Source organism: Pseudoalteromonas sp. UG3-2, from assembly GCF_037120705.1.
GTDB lineage: Bacteria > Pseudomonadota > Gammaproteobacteria > Enterobacterales > Alteromonadaceae > Pseudoalteromonas.
Genome location: NZ_JAWLJU010000002.1, coordinates 3,035,583 through 3,053,175, shown reverse-complemented (window position 1 = coordinate 3,053,175; position 17,593 = coordinate 3,035,583). Strand labels below are relative to the sequence as shown.

At 47.2% G+C, this 17,593-nt stretch carries 14 protein-coding genes; 5 read left to right on the top strand and 9 right to left on the bottom strand.

From position 1 onward, the window contains the following. Position 1: 1 nt before the first annotated feature. The 3 genes from hldE to R3P39_RS16805 are packed head-to-tail and all read right to left on the bottom strand — an operon-like array spanning position 2 to position 3,525. On the bottom strand, positions 2-1,450 hold the full coding sequence (gene hldE, locus R3P39_RS16815; protein ID WP_336568905.1) for a bifunctional D-glycero-beta-D-manno-heptose-7-phosphate kinase/D-glycero-beta-D-manno-heptose 1-phosphate adenylyltransferase HldE: 1,449 nt from the start codon (positions 1,448-1,450) through the stop codon (positions 2-4). Further along, on the bottom strand, positions 1,447-2,043 hold the full coding sequence (locus R3P39_RS16810) for a D-sedoheptulose-7-phosphate isomerase (protein WP_336568904.1): 597 nt from the start codon (positions 2,041-2,043) through the stop codon (positions 1,447-1,449). The genes hldE and R3P39_RS16810 overlap by 4 nt, the downstream gene beginning before the upstream one ends. 36 nt (positions 2,044-2,079) lie before the next feature. Next, on the bottom strand, positions 2,080-3,525 hold the full coding sequence (locus R3P39_RS16805; protein WP_336568902.1) for a capsule assembly Wzi family protein: 1,446 nt from the start codon (positions 3,523-3,525) through the stop codon (positions 2,080-2,082). A 145-nt stretch (positions 3,526-3,670) separates the two neighbouring features. Between R3P39_RS16805 and waaA the strand changes: the two genes are divergently transcribed. Both waaA and R3P39_RS16795 read left to right on the top strand, forming a co-directional pair. After that, positions 3,671-4,933 (top strand): lipid IV(A) 3-deoxy-D-manno-octulosonic acid transferase, encoded by a 1,263-nt coding sequence (waaA, locus tag R3P39_RS16800; protein ID WP_336569346.1) that lies wholly within the window; start codon positions 3,671-3,673, stop codon positions 4,931-4,933. 3 nt (positions 4,934-4,936) lie between these two features. Further along, on the top strand, positions 4,937-5,479 hold the full coding sequence (locus R3P39_RS16795) for a DUF1415 domain-containing protein (protein ID WP_336568900.1): 543 nt from the start codon (positions 4,937-4,939) through the stop codon (positions 5,477-5,479). Positions 5,480-5,493: 14 nt separating this feature from the next. On the opposite strand, the gene R3P39_RS16790 is transcribed toward R3P39_RS16795, so the two are convergent. The 4 genes from R3P39_RS16790 to purL form a co-directional block, all read right to left on the bottom strand. Further along, a complete protein-coding gene (locus R3P39_RS16790; protein ID WP_336568898.1) occupies positions 5,494-5,814 on the bottom strand; it encodes a YdbL family protein in 321 nt (106 codons plus the stop codon). A gap of 9 nt (positions 5,815-5,823) precedes the next feature. Next, the gene (locus R3P39_RS16785) at positions 5,824-6,003 is read right to left on the bottom strand and encodes a YnbE family lipoprotein (protein WP_336568897.1); all 180 of its coding nucleotides are present in this window, start codon (positions 6,001-6,003) and stop codon (positions 5,824-5,826) included. 3 nt (positions 6,004-6,006) lie between these two features. Then, complete coding sequence (locus R3P39_RS16780) at positions 6,007-8,565, bottom strand: intermembrane phospholipid transport protein YdbH family protein (RefSeq protein WP_336568896.1); 2,559 nt, start codon at positions 8,563-8,565, stop codon at positions 6,007-6,009. Positions 8,566-8,760: 195 nt separating this feature from the next. Then, positions 8,761-12,645 (bottom strand): phosphoribosylformylglycinamidine synthase, encoded by a 3,885-nt coding sequence (purL, locus tag R3P39_RS16775; protein ID WP_336568895.1) that lies wholly within the window; start codon positions 12,643-12,645, stop codon positions 8,761-8,763. A gap of 209 nt (positions 12,646-12,854) precedes the next feature. Here purL and mltF point away from each other — a divergent pair, with 209 nt between their 5' ends. Continuing rightward, entirely contained in the window at positions 12,855-14,246 is a 1,392-nt protein-coding gene (gene mltF, locus R3P39_RS16770; protein WP_336568894.1) for a membrane-bound lytic murein transglycosylase MltF, read from the top strand. 136 nt (positions 14,247-14,382) lie between these two features. Further along, positions 14,383-14,559 (top strand): hypothetical protein, encoded by a 177-nt coding sequence (locus R3P39_RS16765; RefSeq protein WP_336568892.1) that lies wholly within the window; start codon positions 14,383-14,385, stop codon positions 14,557-14,559. A gap of 9 nt (positions 14,560-14,568) precedes the next feature. Here R3P39_RS16765 and tadA read toward each other — a convergent pair whose 3' ends face one another. Next, entirely contained in the window at positions 14,569-15,066 is a 498-nt protein-coding gene (gene tadA, locus R3P39_RS16760) for a tRNA adenosine(34) deaminase TadA (RefSeq protein ID WP_336568890.1), read from the bottom strand. Positions 15,067-15,330: 264 nt separating this feature from the next. Between tadA and R3P39_RS16755 the strand changes: the two genes are divergently transcribed. Beyond that, on the top strand, positions 15,331-16,635 hold the full coding sequence (locus tag R3P39_RS16755) for an inosine/guanosine kinase (RefSeq protein ID WP_336568888.1): 1,305 nt from the start codon (positions 15,331-15,333) through the stop codon (positions 16,633-16,635). A gap of 21 nt (positions 16,636-16,656) precedes the next feature. On the opposite strand, the gene glsB is transcribed toward R3P39_RS16755, so the two are convergent. After that, positions 16,657-17,574 carry a glutaminase B gene (gene glsB, locus R3P39_RS16750; RefSeq protein WP_336569345.1) on the bottom strand — a complete coding sequence of 306 codons (918 nt, stop codon included), beginning with the start codon at positions 17,572-17,574 and terminating at the stop codon, positions 16,657-16,659. Positions 17,575-17,593: the final 19 nt, after the last annotated feature.

The following is a 17,593-nucleotide window of genomic DNA, read 5'->3' as shown; positions in this document are numbered from 1 at the left end:
ATCAATCTTTTTGTAACCGCGCTTTGGCGATCACATTCGATGTTGAACAGCCATCTAAAAAGGGCAACACTTCCACCTTACCACCGAGGTTGAGAACATGCTCAGCGCCAGCGATTTCAGAGACTTTATAATCTCCTCCCTTAACCAAAATGTCTGGGCTTACCATCTCAATTAATTTGGCTGGGGTGTCATTTTCTTCTACCGCACCAAATGGGATCACCCAGTCCACAGAGGCCAGCGCTGATAGCACCATGGCACGCTCTGTAAGCGAGTTAATCGGTCGCTCAGGGCCTTTTAACCGCGCAATGGACTCGTCATTATTAAGCCCCACCACTAATCGGTCTCCCATGGCTTTAGCTTGGGCCAAATAACGGACGTGTCCGGCGTGCAAAATATCAAAGCAGCCATTGGTAAAGACGATGGTTTCACCGTTTTGTTTGGCAAATGAGATGTGCTTTAACACTTCCTCAAATGGGGTTTGGTAATGTTCGCCCGTTTCGCGAAGGTATTGCCCCAATTTACGGCTTAACTCTTCTGGCGAAACCGTGGCTGCGCCAAGCTTGCTCACGGCAATACCGGCAGCAATATTGGCTATTTCAACCGCTTCTTTGGGGATCATGCCAGCTGCTAGCATGGTCGTAAGTGTCGCGATAACGGTATCACCAGCGCCGGTGACGTCGCTGACCTCTTGCACTTGCGCAGCAAAGTCATGCTTTTCTGTTGCCGTGATCAATGACATGCCCTGCTCTGAACGAGTGAGTAACATGGCGCCGATACCAGCTTGCTGTAACAGCTTGCGGGCACTGTTTGTAAGCGCTTCTTCGCTACTATCGTCTCCACCAGCTAGACGGAACTCATTGAGGTTTGGGGTAATATAATCCGCACCTCGGTAGCAGCTTAAGTCGCTATTTTTCGGGTCAATAAGCACCGTTTTACCCGCTGCTTTGGCCACCTCAATCATCTCACTGATGGCAGTCAACGCGCCCTTGTTGTAATCGCTGAACAACACAAAATCGTAGTTTTCCACTTCCTGCTTTAAACGCTCTAGTAATAACTCGCTGTGCGAGCGGCCAAACGGCTCTTCGAGATCTAACCTCACCATTTGCTGATGACGGCTGATCACGCGCATTTTAGCTATGGTGGGGAGCTCAACTACGTTCACTAAGCTTGAGGTAATATTCTCTTTGCTTAAGATGGCCTCTAAATTTTTGCCATTGTCGTCTTCGCCTATTAGCCCCAACAGGCCCACTTTGCCATCTAAATGGGCGATGTTTTTAGCGACGTTAGCAGCGCCACCGGCCTTGTCTTCCAGTGCACTGACCTTGACCACAGGCACCGGAGCCTCTGGTGAGATCCGCTGAGTATCGCCATGCCAGTATCTATCGAGCATGACATCTCCCACCACTAGGACTTTTGCTTGATTTAGCTGTTGTAGCGCGTTCAGGTTCATGCGTTTTGCTCCGCCTCAACCAGCATATCAACGGCTTCGCAGAGCCAGTGACCGATGAACATATGGGCTTCTTGGATGCGGGCGGTTTCATCGTTAGCAATAATAATAGGTAATTTGGCAATGTCTTTTACTTTGCCACCGTCACGGCCCGTTAAAGCAACCGTGTAGGCACCAATATCATTCGCCGCCTTAAGGGCCAAGTTAATATTCTCACTGCTACCAGAGGTAGTTAAACCAATCACCATATCTTCAGGTTTACATAAAGCCTGCACTTGACGTTCGAAAACGCTGTCAAAGTGATAGTCATTGCTGTGTGCGGTTAGAATCGAGGTGTCTGTGGTTAAGGCAATGGACGCCAGTGGCCCACGCTCTAACTTGTAACGCACCACAAATTCAGCTGCGAGGTGCTGAGCATCGGCAGCACTGCCGCCGTTTCCAAACCAAATTACTTTACCACCAGCAGTGAGAGTGCTTTGACATGCCTCTAGCAACTCCACACACTCTTGATGATAATTCGCCATCGTTTCAAAGACATCGACATGGCGTTGTAAACTCGACAAGTAGCTCTGGGCTACTTTTTCATTCAATGACATAAGAATTCCTAAACTGTTTATGCTCTTCCCGCGTTGTTACCAGTATACATGCACTGACAACCATGTGTAATTTTCCCCAAAGGCATCTTTACCTAAGGTTAATTTGCTCTCTACTTGTTTTTGGTAAAACTCGCCGATGTGCGCCAGTTCTAGTTCATAGCCGCGCTCATACTCTGCACCCAGTTCACCTAACTCATTCAAATAATTGCTGTCATTATCAACCAGCGATATTTTCGCCCGCCACAACGACCTAGGTGTGCTTTGGTACGTCCCTTCTAGTACGTGAATTTGCGATGGCGCACCATCATCAAATTGGCGCTGATTGGCAGCAAAGTGGCCAACGCCAAAGCCGTCAATGGTATTGCCTCGTGTTTCATAGATTTCATTGACGTACCACAAGCTCTCCATATCCGTGAACTCATAGCGCAAGGTCGTGTTGTGGCTCAATTTGGGCAGATAAACGCCCAGATTCACCACCGTATTACCAAATAAGTAGTTCTTATGGTTATTGGTATCCTCGCCGCCATATTCAAGATACCACTGTGCCGGCATGCCCCAGTCCGTGGTAAAGCTCGAAGTGATGGAAGCCCATTGATCCCCCAGCTCGTCATCCTGACCTAAAGACCCGGTTTTATTTTCATTACCCACAGGATCAAAGTAGGCCTTAACCACATCGGTAAAATCGACTTTGCGTGGCCCACCACCAAATTGCATCACGCGATTGATGCCGATTTTCCAGCCTTGGATAGGTTCCACGCTAAAATGGGTACCGGCAAGTTTCGGCGTACCATCGTGTAAGGTGCCTTGATACTTGATGCCGTCATTAACGTGCTCCAACTCTGAATAGAACAATTCAAAGTCAAAATTCCACCAATTTGGAATTGGAATGACCAGCCCCAAAGACGCAGACAAAGACGGCTTGGCATTAGTTGAAAACACTTGTGCAGAGTGTTTAAAAGGTGAAAACCAGTGTTCTTTGTAGCCTAAATTGAGCTGCAAATTACCATAGGAAAGACCATAAAAAGTATTATAGGCAACCAGCTTGTTGCTGTCTGCGCGATATTCTGCACCGAGTTGGAAAATACTGGCATCGCTACCACGATATACTCCAGCGAGGCCTAATTGAGCATACTCACTACTACTATTGCCGCGGTCATTGGCAAGTTGCTGTGACTCCCCAGAATCGAGCCGCAGTGTAATGGAGCGCTGAGTGATCGCGTCGGCTTGTAAGTATGGCGCTATGCCATCTGTGATACTGCGATGCAGCTCACCATCAATGCTTTTTACCTTGTCTAAGTGCCTTTTCACCACACTGATACGGTAGGGTTTTGCCATAGGCGTGCCCACCGTTAAAGCAAACATTTTATCAATTTGGTATTCTAATAACGGATCTTTGCCAATGGCTAAGTAAGCCGTTGGACTTGCCACAGCAAAGCCTGAAGCCAATAGGCCAACAGCGGCCAACGTACGAACTAATTTCATCTTGTCATTCCATTACTTTTTATGCCTGAGATACTACCAAACACAGGACCGCTCGGCACCTTTTCAACTGTGTAAAATTGTCTTGAGGTTCCATTTTATCACTTGTTCGAGGTAAAATATGGCTTTTCAGGTTCAAAGCAAAACCATGGCGCGCTTTTTTTATTCATTATTACTCCTTTTGTTAGCTCCACTGCTGCTGGGTTACCTCTATGTACTGCGTGGTAACAAGAACCCAGGTTATCGCCGTTACTTTTCTCAGCGCCTCGGCTTTGGCCTCAGTCACCTGCCACAGCATGGCCTTGTTATCCATTGTGCCTCGGTAGGTGAAGTGTTAGCAGCCACTCCATTGATCAAAGCATTAAAGCAAGATAACCAAGCCATTATCATCAGTTGTAATACCCCAACCGGGCGCGCCGAGATCAATAAGGCCTTTGCTAATGATGTTGATATTCAAGTGTGTTATTTGCCTATCGACTTTGCCTTTGCCATGCGCCGCTTTTTAACTCGGTTGCAGCCCAAAGCCGTGATCGTAATGGAAACGGAACTTTGGCCCAATCTATTTCACTATGCCAAGCAGCAAAATAGCCGCATTATGGTTGTTAATGCGCGACTGTCGCACAAGTCATTTCAAGGGTATAAGCGCTTTTCAGGTTTAAGCCGTCAGCTAATGGACAACATCGATTTATTGGCCGCCCATGATCAAAGCGATGGCGAGCGCTTTATTGCTCTTGGCTTAGCAAAAACAAAACTCGCTATCACCGGCTCGGTGAAGTTTGATATTAGCTTGGCTGACGATGACGTTAAACGCGCAAAGCAGTTGCGCCAGCAGTTGCAGCCACGTCCAGTTTGGCTTGCCGGCTCTACTCACCCAGGTGAGCATGAACAGGTCATTGCCGCACATCAAGCGTTACAAAAGCATCATCCGGATGCGTTATTAATTATTGCCCCTCGCCACCCAGAGCAATTTTCAGCGGTTGCTGAGCTGCTAGAGGAGCAAGGGCTCAGGTTTACTCGCCGCAGCCAACAAGACATTAACGCCGCCACTGAGGTACTGCTAGCTGATACTCTGGGGGAATTAAAGTGGTTGTTTGGTTGTGCTGACGTTGCCTTTATTGGTGGCAGTTTGATCCCCCGCGGTGGCCATAACCCCCTTGAAGCCGCGGCCCATAGTAAAGCCATTATCAGCGGCCCCCATACCTATAATTTTGCCCATATATACCCACAGTTAATTGCCCAACATGGTGCTCTAATCGTAGAGAATGAACAGCAACTAGGTGAGCAGTTAATGACACTCTTGAGCAGCCCAGAGCAAAGTGCTGAACTTGGCAACAATGCCGCTCAGGTGCTACAAAAAAACACCGGTGCCATTGCCAAAACGGTACAGCTGATACAAGGTAATTTGGAGTAAGCCATGCAACAAGTTGAACAAGCCATGCGCAACTGGGTAAGCCAGGTTATTGTAAAATATAACTTTTGCCCATTTGCACGGCAAGAAGTAGAAAACCACAGTGTGTATTATCATATTTCGGCTACCCACAGTCATGAAGATGCCGTATTAGAGCTGCTTTCACAATGCAGCGAGCTCGACAATAACCCAGAACGGGAAACCACCTTGGTGGTTTTTGCTGAAGGCTTTAAAGACTTTGCGGAATTTTTAGACTTGGTTGATTTAGCCAATGCGCTGCTGGTTGCTCAAGGCTTTGAAGGCACTTACCAAATCGCCAACTTTCATCCCGACTACGTGTTTGCCGACAGCGATGACAATGATCCAGCAAACTACACCAATCGTGCTCCCTACCCTGCGCTGCATCTTATTCGTGAAGCCAGTATGGCTGAAGCGTTAGCTGAGTACGACGACCCTGAGAGTATTCCCGACAACAACATTCGTCTTGCGCGCAGAAAAGGCGAAGCTTTTTGGCAGCACTTATTAAAACAATGCCACCCCAGCGATTAAATAGTCACTGCGTGTTATTTCTTAACCCAGCGACCGTTCACTTGAATGTAGTGGCCCGCCTGGGTTTTGGTGTAAGCCTTTTTCGCAGCTAATGCTTCGACCTGAGCCAAAGTAATACCATTTTGCTTAGCCAGTTGCTGGTACTTTTCTTTGCGTTTAGCATTGACCTCATCAACCAACTGCTGCACTTCAGGGCTGGCTTTGACAACGCCCAAATAACCCGACATCGTCTCACCCACCAAACCTTGTGATTTGGCACTGTCTAATGACATAGCGAAAGCCGCAAAACTCATTGCGACACCAGCAAGTAAACTCATTAATGATTTAAGCTGCATAAGTCCTCCTTAGAATAACTCACTTTCTTCACTGAATAGATCATCCAGCTCTTTATCCACTTTTACCCGGATCTCATGATCCACTTTGACATTGAGATTAATGGTAATGGGCTCTTTGGTTTCAACCTGAACCTTGTGTGTGCATCCACTGAAGATCAGCAGTGCCGTTATTATCAGCATCCATTTCATCGTCTAACGCTCCTCTTTATTTAGCGCCTTTTCTACTTCGCGAGTGATTTCGTCACTTAGCCGTAAGGCTCGTAATAAGGTAAACACATTTTCAGAGTGTGTATAGTTGAAGTTGACCGGTTGTTGTTGGCGTTTATTAATGCCAGCAATTTTGACATCTAAGTCGAGCCAACCATCTGCCCCTAAGGTCACGCCACTGTTTAACTGCTCTATAGTGAGTTCATCCAGAACAGTAATTACGGTTTTTAAACTCGGTTGCTGTTGTTTCAGAGCATTAATCGAGGCATTTTCTTGCACTTTTAGTAAGCCCTCACCAACGTTGCGAACCTCGCCTGCGGTTATTTCTATTCCAGCATCGGATGCCTGCACAGCCAGCTCTCCCGAAATCAATCCTTGCAGATCGACACCAGCATCTCGGCCAGCCTCGGCCAGTAAGCCTAAGCTAAGCTTGTCGAGCGTAACATTAAAGCGCTGTGGCTGCTCTGACAACTTAAGCTCATCAATGTTTAGCGTACCGGCAAATATGTCAGCACCAATATTTCGTAGCCTTGGCTGGTTGTTTTCACTGCTCAATTCTGCGTGAATGTTTTCCAACACCACTCCACTTCTGATTTCAGCAATATTCAGTGTGCTAGGCTGCAGTTGAATAGCCGCTGAACTAAACCGGCCTTGGCTGTTAAGCTGGCCATCACGCAGTAACTGCTCATTGGCTAATATTTCGGCCCCTTGAACATTGGCATTAAAGTCAAACACACCAACATGCAAATCTCCCTGCAACTGTAATGAAAATTCGCCTTTAGTCACTTGCGCATCAGGTAACCTGGGTGTGATGTAGGGCTGCAGTTTAGTTAAGGACTGCAGCGGTAGCTGCAACTTTACTAAGTGCTGTGAAGAGGAATACTGCTGCTCTAGCCAAAGTTCGATGCCATCTATGGTGACGGCATGCTCGGCCACCACGCCACGATTTTGCTTGCCAGTTGTTGCTATCGCAATGCGTTTGAGCGTGATGTCAGATTGGTTAATTGCAGCAATCTCAGTATTGCCAGTAAACGATGAGAAAATTTCTCCTGGGGCTAAATTGCCACTCCAATGCAGTTGCTGTTGTAGCCCCTTCACTTGTGTGTTTTGCCAATCGATATGCTCACTGCCAAGGGCTAAATCGATGATAAAGTCTTGGTTTGGAGCCAGGGTTAAGCTCGCGTTGATAGTATTGTCGTCAGCATTGATATCAGGAGTCATCAGCGCTGAAGCTTGTGAGTCAATTTCAGCTTTAAAATGGATCCCCTCGGGCAGTACACGGTGTAACCTCAGACCATTACCTACACGAGCGATATCAACCTCAGTATTCAACGACAGCGTCGTCGATAGCTCTTTTGCTACTTTGCCTGCCAGCGCCATTTTTTGCGAGGAGAGTTGAGTGTCAGCCTCCAGCGTTAATCGCTTGCGCGGATCGCCTTGCACACTAAATTGACTATGGGCCGCTACCTCTGTGGCATTAAATTGCTTGGCCAAGCGCAGCTTATCCTGCTGATAATGCCAATCCCCTTGCACCTCAAGGCCATTGGCTTGCCACTTAAGCTGCGCCGACACCTGGTGTGCACCTAGCTGGCTACTTTGCAGCTCTAGCATCACCTCACTGCTGACTGAGGCAGTACCTAGGTCAACAGCGCAGCTCTTTGCCTTTAACTGAAAACCTCCGGTTTCACTTTGCAGCTCTAGCAAGGGTGCCGTTAGCAACTGTTTCTCGATACTGAGTCCCTGAGCGGCGGTAAGTTGAAAACCCCCACTTACATCACCTAACGAAGCAAGTTCATTACTGCAGTTATTTTGAGGGCTTAATTCAATGGGCGCTTGCCAACTTACTTCCCCGCGCTGTTGTTTAAGGTGATATTGAGCGCTAATTTGCCCTTGATAAAACGCATTAATACGACAATGAGGTAATGCCAACTGGGCATAAATAGTAGGCGTAACTTTGGCCACTAGCTGGGCGTCACGATAAGTCGTGTTTAACTGACCACTTAATTGGCTAATGGCACTTGGCAACTGCTTTTGAATCGCTTCACTACTGAGATCTATCTTGGCGTCAATGGCGTTGGTGCTGAGTGTGATTTCTGCATGCACATCGCCCTGCAAGCGAAATTGATTCGCTGCGACTTCCTCGACTGCCACAGTAATTGACGCAGGCAATGGTTCTGCGGTAACACTGAGTGAATTTATAGATAGCAGCGGCCGGGTCATATCAAACGGTAATGATAGCGCTTGGTGAGGTGTGGCGGCTGAATTATTAGCTGATTTAATAGCCAGCGTCATGGCTTCGATGTCGATGGCTTGCCAAGACAATTTTACATCAGACAGCCGTGCTGATACTTGAGGGCTTGTAATGCACACTTCAGGGGCAGTGATGCTGTCGATGTCACTTATATGCCAATCTAGGCAAGTCATTTCAAGGTCATCCTTGGCAAACAGGCGCTCCACAACCGCGATTGTCAGCGGCACTCGTGCAATGTATACAATGAACATCAACACCAGCACAGTCAATAAGGCACCGAGCCACTTTTTCATATTATCCTTTCTCCGTCGTTATACCAATGCGCTTAATGAAGTGAGCCATGTGCGGAAGTAAGTATTAATGCGGATTGGTATGTTTCCCTCCTCAGTGTACCTGATGACCCAACAACTTGCATCACTGAGCCGCCAGCAACAAAAAGGCCACCTAGTGTTAGGTGGCCTCTCAAAGCTTTAGTAATTACGCTTATGTTATCCGACTAGCTTGCGAGCATTGCGGAACATACGCATCCATGGGCTGTCTTCTTGCCACTCATCAGGGTGCCAAGAGTTAGCAACAGCACGGAAAACTCGCTCAGGGTGCGGCATCATCACAGTTGCACGACCATCCGTAGAAGTCATACCGGTGATCCCCGCAGGTGAGCCATTCGGGTTGGCTGGGTATTGGGTTGTCGGATTACCGTAGTTATCGACAAACTTAACCGCCACGGCACCTGAGTTCAGGGCATTTTGTACTGCCGCTTCACTGCTAAATTCAGCATGACCTTCACCATGTGAAACCGCAATCGGCATCCGTGAGCCTGCCATTCCTTCAAAGAAAATAGAAGGGCTTTGCTGTACTTCTACTAAGCTAAAGCGAGCTTCGAAACGTTCTGACTTATTGGTAACAAAACGTGGCCAATGCTCGGTACCCGGGATCAGTTCTTTCAAGGTCGAAAGCATCTGGCAGCCATTACAAACACCTAAGCTGAAGGTGTCTTGGCGCTCAAAGAAGCCTTGGAACTGCTGACGAGCTTGGTCGTGGAACAGCACTGACTTAGCCCAGCCTTCACCGGCACCTAATACGTCACCATAGGAGAAGCCACCACAGGCAACAAGGCCCTTGAACTGCTCTAGTGTTAAACGCCCTTCTAGGATGTCACTCATATGCACATCAATGGCAGCAAAACCAGCGCGGTTAAACGCCGCAGCCATTTCTAGGTGAGAGTTCACCCCTTGCTCACGTAAAATAGCCACCTGAGGCTTAACCCCTTTGGCAATGTATGGCGCAGCGATGTCTTGGTTGATATCAAAGCTCAAATCAACGTTTAGACCAGGATCTTTTTCATCAAACTTGGCATCAAACTCTTGCTTAGCACAATCTGGGTTATCGCGCAGCGCCTGCATTTGGTAAGTCGTTTCAGCCCAAATCGTACGCAGCTCAGTGCGGCTATTCGCAAGTACCGTGTTGCCATTACGATTGAAGATAATTTTATCTTCGTTGTTAAGGGTACCAATGCGGTGTGCTATGTTTGCAATACCGTGCTCAGCAAAGACGGCTTCAACTGCTTCAAGGTCGTCGTTGCTTACTTGCAGAACGCCACCTAGCTCTTCATTGAATAACACTTCCAAATCCGAACCTGACAGTGAGTCTAACTCAATTGTCACGCCGGTGTGACCTGCAAACGCCATCTCTGCTGCCGTAGTAAATAGACCACCGTCAGAGCGGTCATGATAAGCAATCACCTTACCCGACTCCACCAGCGTCTGCATGGCGTTATAGAAACCCTTTAATAGTTCAGGGCTATCTACGTCTGGGGTTTTATCACCTAGTTGCTTGTATACTTGGGCTAAGCTTGAAGCACCTAGACGATTTTGACCGGCTCCGAGGTCAAGTAACACTAAACTGGTTTCGCCTTTGTCGCTGCGCAGCTGCGGTGTCACTGTCTTACGAACATCTTCCACACGGCCAAAGGCAGTAATGATCAAAGATAAAGGCGCAGTGACAGACTTGTCTTCGCCATTTTCTTGCCACTGGGTTTTCATCGACATAGAGTCTTTACCCACAGGAATGGTTAAGCCTAATGCAGGACATAACTCTTCACCTACGGCTTTAACGGCTTCGTAAAGACCGGCATCTTCACCTGGGTGACCCGCAGCGGCCATCCAGTTCGCCGACAACTTAATGTTATTCAAACTACCAATGTTCGCGCCAGCGATATTGGTAAGTGCTTCAGCCACAGCCAAACGTGCCGAGGCACCGTAGTTTAATAGTGCCGCTGGGGTGCGTTCGCCCATCGACATCGCTTCACCATGATAGGTATCGTAAGTGGCGGCAGTCACGGCACAGTTTGCCACTGGCACCTGCCAAGGACCAACCATTTGGTCGCGGGCAACCAAACCGGTAACACTTCTATCGCCAATGGTGATAAGGAAGGTTTTTTCAGCAATCGCAGGTAAACGCAATAGTCGTTTTGCCGCTTCTTCCACTTTAATTTCGCTGGTAGTCAGCGCCTTTCCAGTGGCACGCTTTGAACTCACATCCCGGTGCATTTTTGGTGGCTTACCGAGCAACACATCCAATGGTAAATCGACTGGGTTGTTTTCAAAGTGATTATCCGACACTCTTAAGTGACGATCTTCTGTGGCTTCACCAATAACGGCGTATTGTGCGCGTTCACGTTTACAAATTGCCTCGAAACGAGCAAAGTCTTCTGCTGCAACGGCTAGCACATAGCGTTCTTGTGATTCGTTACACCAGATCTCATGAGGGGCCATGCCTGGCTCGTCATTCGGAATATTACGCAGCTCAAAGTTACCACCACGGCCACCGTCATCCACCAGTTCAGGGAAAGCATTAGACAAACCACCAGCACCGACATCATGGATAAAGGCAATAGGGTTATCATCACCTAGCTGCCAACATTTATCGATGACTTCTTGGCAACGACGTTCCATTTCTGGGTTTTCGCGTTGTACTGAAGCAAAATCCAGGTCTTCATTTGACTGCCCCGAAGCCATTGATGATGCCGCGCCACCGCCAAGTCCAATGTTCATTGCCGGACCGCCTAAGGCAATCAGTTTCGCGCCCACTGGAATGGAGCCTTTTTGCACGTGATCTTCACGAATATTGCCTAAACCACCAGCGATCATAATCGGCTTATGATAACCGCGAACTTCTAGGCCGTTGTGACTATCTACTTGCTCTTCATAGGTACGGAAATAACCAAGTAGGTTTGGACGACCAAATTCGTTGTTAAATGCAGCACCACCGAGCGGGCCTTCCAGCATGATATCTAGGGCATTAACGATACGCCCAGGCTTGCCAAAGTCGCTTTCCCATGGCTGCTCAAAGCCAGGAATACGTAGGTTTGATACAGTAAAACCAACTAACCCCGCTTTCGGCTTAGAGCCACGGCCGGTTGCACCTTCATCACGAATTTCACCACCAGAACCGGTAGAGGCACCAGAGAATGGCGCAATCGCAGTTGGGTGGTTGTGAGTTTCCACTTTCATTAGAATGTGGATATCTTCCTCGTGGTAGGTGTATTCACCTTCTTTATTGGGGAAAAAACGCCCTGCTTTCGATCCTGTCATCACCGCAGCATTATCTTTATAGGCAGATAAGACATTGTCACTGTTGCTTTCGTAGGTGTTTTTAATCATCTTAAACAGTGATTTAGGCTGCTTCACCCCATCAATGGTCCAATCGGCATTGAAGATTTTGTGACGACAATGCTCAGAGTTTGCTTGGGCAAACATAAATAATTCGATGTCGTTGGGGTTACGACCTAGCTTTTCAAAGCTTTCAACCAGGTAGTCAATTTCATCATCGGCTAAAGCAAAGCCTTGCTCAATGTTGGCCAGCGCCAGTGCTTCGCGACCACCAGACAAAATATCAACCGATGACATAGCCCGCGGTGTTTCATGACGAAACAAACCCGCAGCATCTTCAAGTTTGCCATGCACAGACTCAGTCATACGGTCATGCAGTAACTTCGCCACGGCTTCCAGTTGAGATGCACTTAACTCACCCTCAACATAATAGGCAATGCCACGCTCTACCCGTTCAACTTTATCTAGACCACAGTTATTAGCAATGTCTGTGGCTTTAGAAGCCCATGGAGAAATGGTGCCTAAACGGGGAGTGACAAGTATGAGTTGTCCCTCAGGTTCATGCTCAGCGATGGTTGGGCCATATTTTAATAGGCTATTTAACTTAGTCAGTTCAGTCTCAGAAAGTGCCGCCGACACATCGGCAAAGTGCATATACTCGGCATACACGCCAGAGACAGGTAAATCAGCTGCCGCGCAGGTTTTAAGGATCTTTTGGACTTTGAAATCAGAAAGTGCAGGCGCACCACGTAGGATTAGCATAGGTATTTTCATCCGGGGTTAAGGATTGAACGATATCTTTGGGCGCACATTATAGTGGAAATAGCGCGCGGATTTAACACTAATTTGTCAAAACTCGAAAATATCATCGAAATCGCAATCCAGCTCGATGATTTTAGCCAAGTTTCGGGTTTTGCAATTATGTTATTGCTAGGGTAAGTTGGGGTTAGGCGCAAATAAGAGTGAACTACATGCTAAGAATTTTCTTGGTCAGCTTCGTCGTTATCGGCCTATTGGGGTGCGACAAAGCGCCATTAAACCAATTACAACAAGTGAAACAAAACAACGAGCTTCGCGTTGGTACGTTGGCCGGCCCAGGTAATTATTATCAAGGCCCAATCGGCGAACAAGGATTTGAGTATGAGCTGGCCAGCGAGTTTGCAGCAGAGCTCGGCGTAGAGCTGCACATGGTGCCTTATTTTAGCTTAGATGAAATGTTTGCCCGGCTGGATGCTGGCGATCTGGATATTGTCGCTTCAGGGATAAGTTTCCACCCGAGTCGCACTAAGGATTACCGCTTTGGCCCCACTTACCGCATGATCAGCCAAAAGCTGGTGTATAAACAAGGGCGTGAATGGCCTAGAGATTTTGCTGATATCGATGCGCCGATTACGGTATTAGCACACAGTAACCACGTCATTGCTTTGCAAGAAGCGAAGCAACAGCACCCCCATTTAACTTGGCAAGTGGTATCGGATAAAGGCGAAGAAGAATTACTGCAAGGGATCATTGATGGCGACCTCGATTACACTATCACCGACTCCCACTCATTGGCGCTATTCCGTCGCTATCACCCCACCGTGAGCATTGCATTTTCCGTGACTAAAAATGAGCATGTGGCCTGGATGATGCGCAGTGAAAAAGACGATTCTCTGTACGCCCTTTTACCGGCGTTTTTCGCCAAAATGCAAAACAATAAATTTCTCGCTACCTTAGAAGAAAAATACTTCGGTCATATCGAAGAATTTAACTATGTCAATACTTTAGCTTTTGTTGAAGCGGTTCATGATACTTTGCCGAAATACCTAAAATGGTTTAAGTCTTATTCCAAAGCGCAAAATATTGATTGGCGCTTATTGGCAGCGGTGAGTTATCAAGAATCCATGTGGGACCCACGAGCAAAATCGCCAACGGGGGTGCGCGGGATTATGATGCTGACACAGCCAACGGCAAAACGCGTGGGTGTCACCAACCGCTTACATGCAGAACAAAATATCGCGGGCGGCGCGAAATATTTGCGCATTCTATTTGACCGTATGCCAGAAGATATCGCTCAACCTGACAGCACTTGGTTTGCATTAGCGTCTTATAATGTTGGCTGGGGACATGTCCGTGATGCTCGTGCGATCACAGCGCAACAAGGTGGCAATCCGAACAGCTGGGCGGACGTGAAAAAACGACTTCCGCTGCTTACTAAAAAGCGTTACTATCGTAGTACAAGATACGGATATGCCCGTGGCGATGTTGCGGTGACCTATGTGGATAACATTCGTCGATACTACGATGCGTTAGTTTGGTTAGAAGAAAACGGCGCACTCTTACCTGCACCTGAAACAGCTGTAATCGAAACCTCAAAAAACTAAACTTGGTTTCAACACACACTGTAAAAGACTTGAAAAAATTCTCCCAAGGTCATAAATCTGTCATTAGCGTAGCGTATCTATAACTCTATAAAACGCTGCGCGCTATGCAGCACAATCTCTCACATCAGGAGGTTCTATGTTGAGAAGACGTCGAACTCATCAATTTAAACGCAATACTCGGTTTACTTCCCCCAACCGTCGTCGCATTAAACTCAAAAACGCACATCGTAAGACGTTGTTACGCCATCGTATTTTTGCTTTGATCCAAATGGAAGAGCAAAGAGAGTTCAGAGCCGCCGTAGCAAAGCCATAATAGGCTTTGCTACTTTGCTTGCCGAGCCGCCAACTTCGCGGCTTTAATTTCTTGTCGCCGCCGCTTAAAAAATGCAGAAAGCTTATCGCCACACTGCTGTGCTAACACCCCGGATATTACCTCTGGCTGATGGTTCAGTTGCGGATGTTGTAATAAGTCCATCACCGAGCCAGCAGCCCCCGTTTTAGCATCCGCTGCGCCAAACACCACTCTTTTTAAGCGACTATGCACCAATAACCCTGCACACATAGGGCAAGGTTCTAGGGTCACATACAGCGTACAGTCAATTAAACGGTAGTTTTCTAGCACTTTACCGGCTTCTCGAATGGCTATCATTTCCGCATGTGCAGAAGGGTCATGACAGGTAATAGAACGATTCCACCCTGCCGCTATGATGGCATTGTCTTTCACCACCACCGCTCCTACCGGCACTTCATTTTCAGCCTCGGCCTTATCGGCATACTCCAATGCCCTTTGCATCCAATACTGATCGTCTTTTTGCTCCACTGTATCCCCTATTACTGGCAGCGATTTTGCCAAGATTATAACAGTAAAGCGTAGTTATGGTGCTTGAACTGCTATTCTTAAATAAACTAAGTCAGTGAAAAATCAACTTTTTATAAGTAAAGTCAGCAAGTTAAAGGAAGTTATCCGCTCTTTTTCGGGAATTATTGCAAAATTTCGCAAATTTCCCGTGGCTCAGTTAGGCTAATTTACGCTATAATTCGCCGCTTTTTTTATTTCGTAAGCTCAAAAACACACGGGTAAAATATGAAATTTCCGGGACGCCGTAGGCATAAACACTATTTTCCGGTGGAAGATAAAGATCCGCTTATTAACCAGTTACACGCTGATGATCGGCTAAAAAGGAGCTATATCTGTGGTATCGACCAGATTGTCGTAGATATAGAAGCCAAAGTAGACCAAGCTTTCCTTGATGAGTTTCACTTACAGCGCGGAATGTCACAAGTGATAGACAATGATGTCACCAACGCCCTTTATGACAGGCTAAAACGTGATGGCATGATCGACTATGAATTTGCTGGCGGTACAATAGGTAACACCATGCACAATTACTCGGTATTAGCGGATGACCGTTCTGTGCTGCTAGGTGTCATGAGTGAGAACATCAAGATCGGTAGCTATGCCTACAAGTTTTTGTGTAACACCTCTAGCCGTGTTGATCTCGATTACCTGCAACCGGTTGATGGCCCAATTGGCCGCTGCTTCACTTTAATTGATGATAGTGGTGAGCGCACCTTTGCAATTAGTGCCGGGCTGATGAACCATTTACGCCCTGAGTCTATTTGCCAAACACTGATCGAAAACTCCTCGGCTCTGGTGATCAGCGCCTATTTAATGCGTACACATGGTGAGGAAACCATGACTCAAGCGACCATGCAAGCCGTTGAGTATGCAAACAAGGCGGGCGTTCCAGTGGTGCTGACTCTGGGCACTAAGTTTCTTATTGAACAAGATCCTAAGTGGTGGGCTGACTTTGTCGCTAAACACGTTGATATTTTGGCCATGAACGAAGAGGAAGGTGAAGCCATTACCGGTTTTAACGATCCTTTACTTGCCGCTGACAAAGCGCTTGATTGGGCTGATTTGGTCATTTGCACTGCCGGTGCCAAAGGGTTATTTATGGCCGGTTATGTTGATGACAGCTGTAAACGAGCCACCGAATATCCATTACTGCCTGGCGCCATCCCTGAATTCAATCGTTATGAGTTTTCTCGGGCGATGAAGCGCGCTCAGTGTGACAACCCTATTCGAGCATACAGTCATACCGCGCCTTACATGGGCGGCCCCGACATCATCAAAAACACCAATGGTGCTGGAGATTGTGCATTAGCGGCAGTATTACATGATATTTGTGCCAACGAATATCATAAACTAAACGTGCCTAACTCAGCTAAGCATGAGCAAAATGCCATTACTTACTCTTCTTTGGCACAGATCAGTAAATACGCTAACCGTGCCAGCTATGAGGTATTAGTACAGCACTCACCGCGCTTATCACGTGGTTTGCCAGAGCGTGAAGACTCATTAGAGCAATCGTACTGGGAAAAATAAGATTTATAGGTACGGCTGGTGTTAGAAGATAGCCGTACCTAACTTATCGGATAGAAATTCCAACGCAGCAATACCAGCTAAAGAGTTCCCTACCTTATCCAGCCCCGGAGACCACACAGAAATGGTAAAACGGTTAGGAACCACAGCAATGATGGCGCCACCCACTCCAGACTTTCCAGGCATACCTACACGATAACCAAAGTCCCCAGCGGCGTCATACAAACCACTGGTGAATAGTAGCGAGTTTAATTGTTTGGTTTGCTTATGACTCAGCACTTGTTGACCTGAGTGTTCACAATAGCCCTGGTTGGAAAGGTAAGAAAAAGATTTAGCCAACTCTGTGGTGGTCATTTCAATGGCACAAAAGTTAAAATAAGACCACAGCACATCATCTACTTCATTGGCAAAGTTACCAAACGACTTCATCAAGTAGGCCATTGCGGCATTGCGGTAACGGTGATCATACTCCGACTGCGCAACCACTTTATTAATACAAAGCTTATCATTGCCAGCCATTGCTCTGTAGCTCTCTAGCATAGTGTGAATAGGAGCAGAGAGGCGTGAATACAAAGCGTCGCAAGTCACTATTGCCCCAGCATTAATAAAAGGGTTGCGGGGAATACCATTTTCAAACTCTAGCTGAGTGAGTGAGTTAAATGCAGTGCCTGACGGTTCTTTGCCTACCCTTTGCCATAACTCATCACCGTAGCGTTGTAGCGCTAGAGTTAGCGTCATGACTTTGGAAACCGACTGAATAGTAAACTGAGCATCGATATCACCTGCGCTGAAGGTTTCACCATCAACGGTATGCAGCGCCACCGAGAATTGCTCCAGCGGCTGTTCAGCCAAGGCCGGAATATAATCAGCCACCTTACCTTTATTAAGAAGCGGTTTAACGAACTGACATGCTTGTTGTAATATCTGTTGGTAATCTGTCATACAGTCAAAATGACCAGCT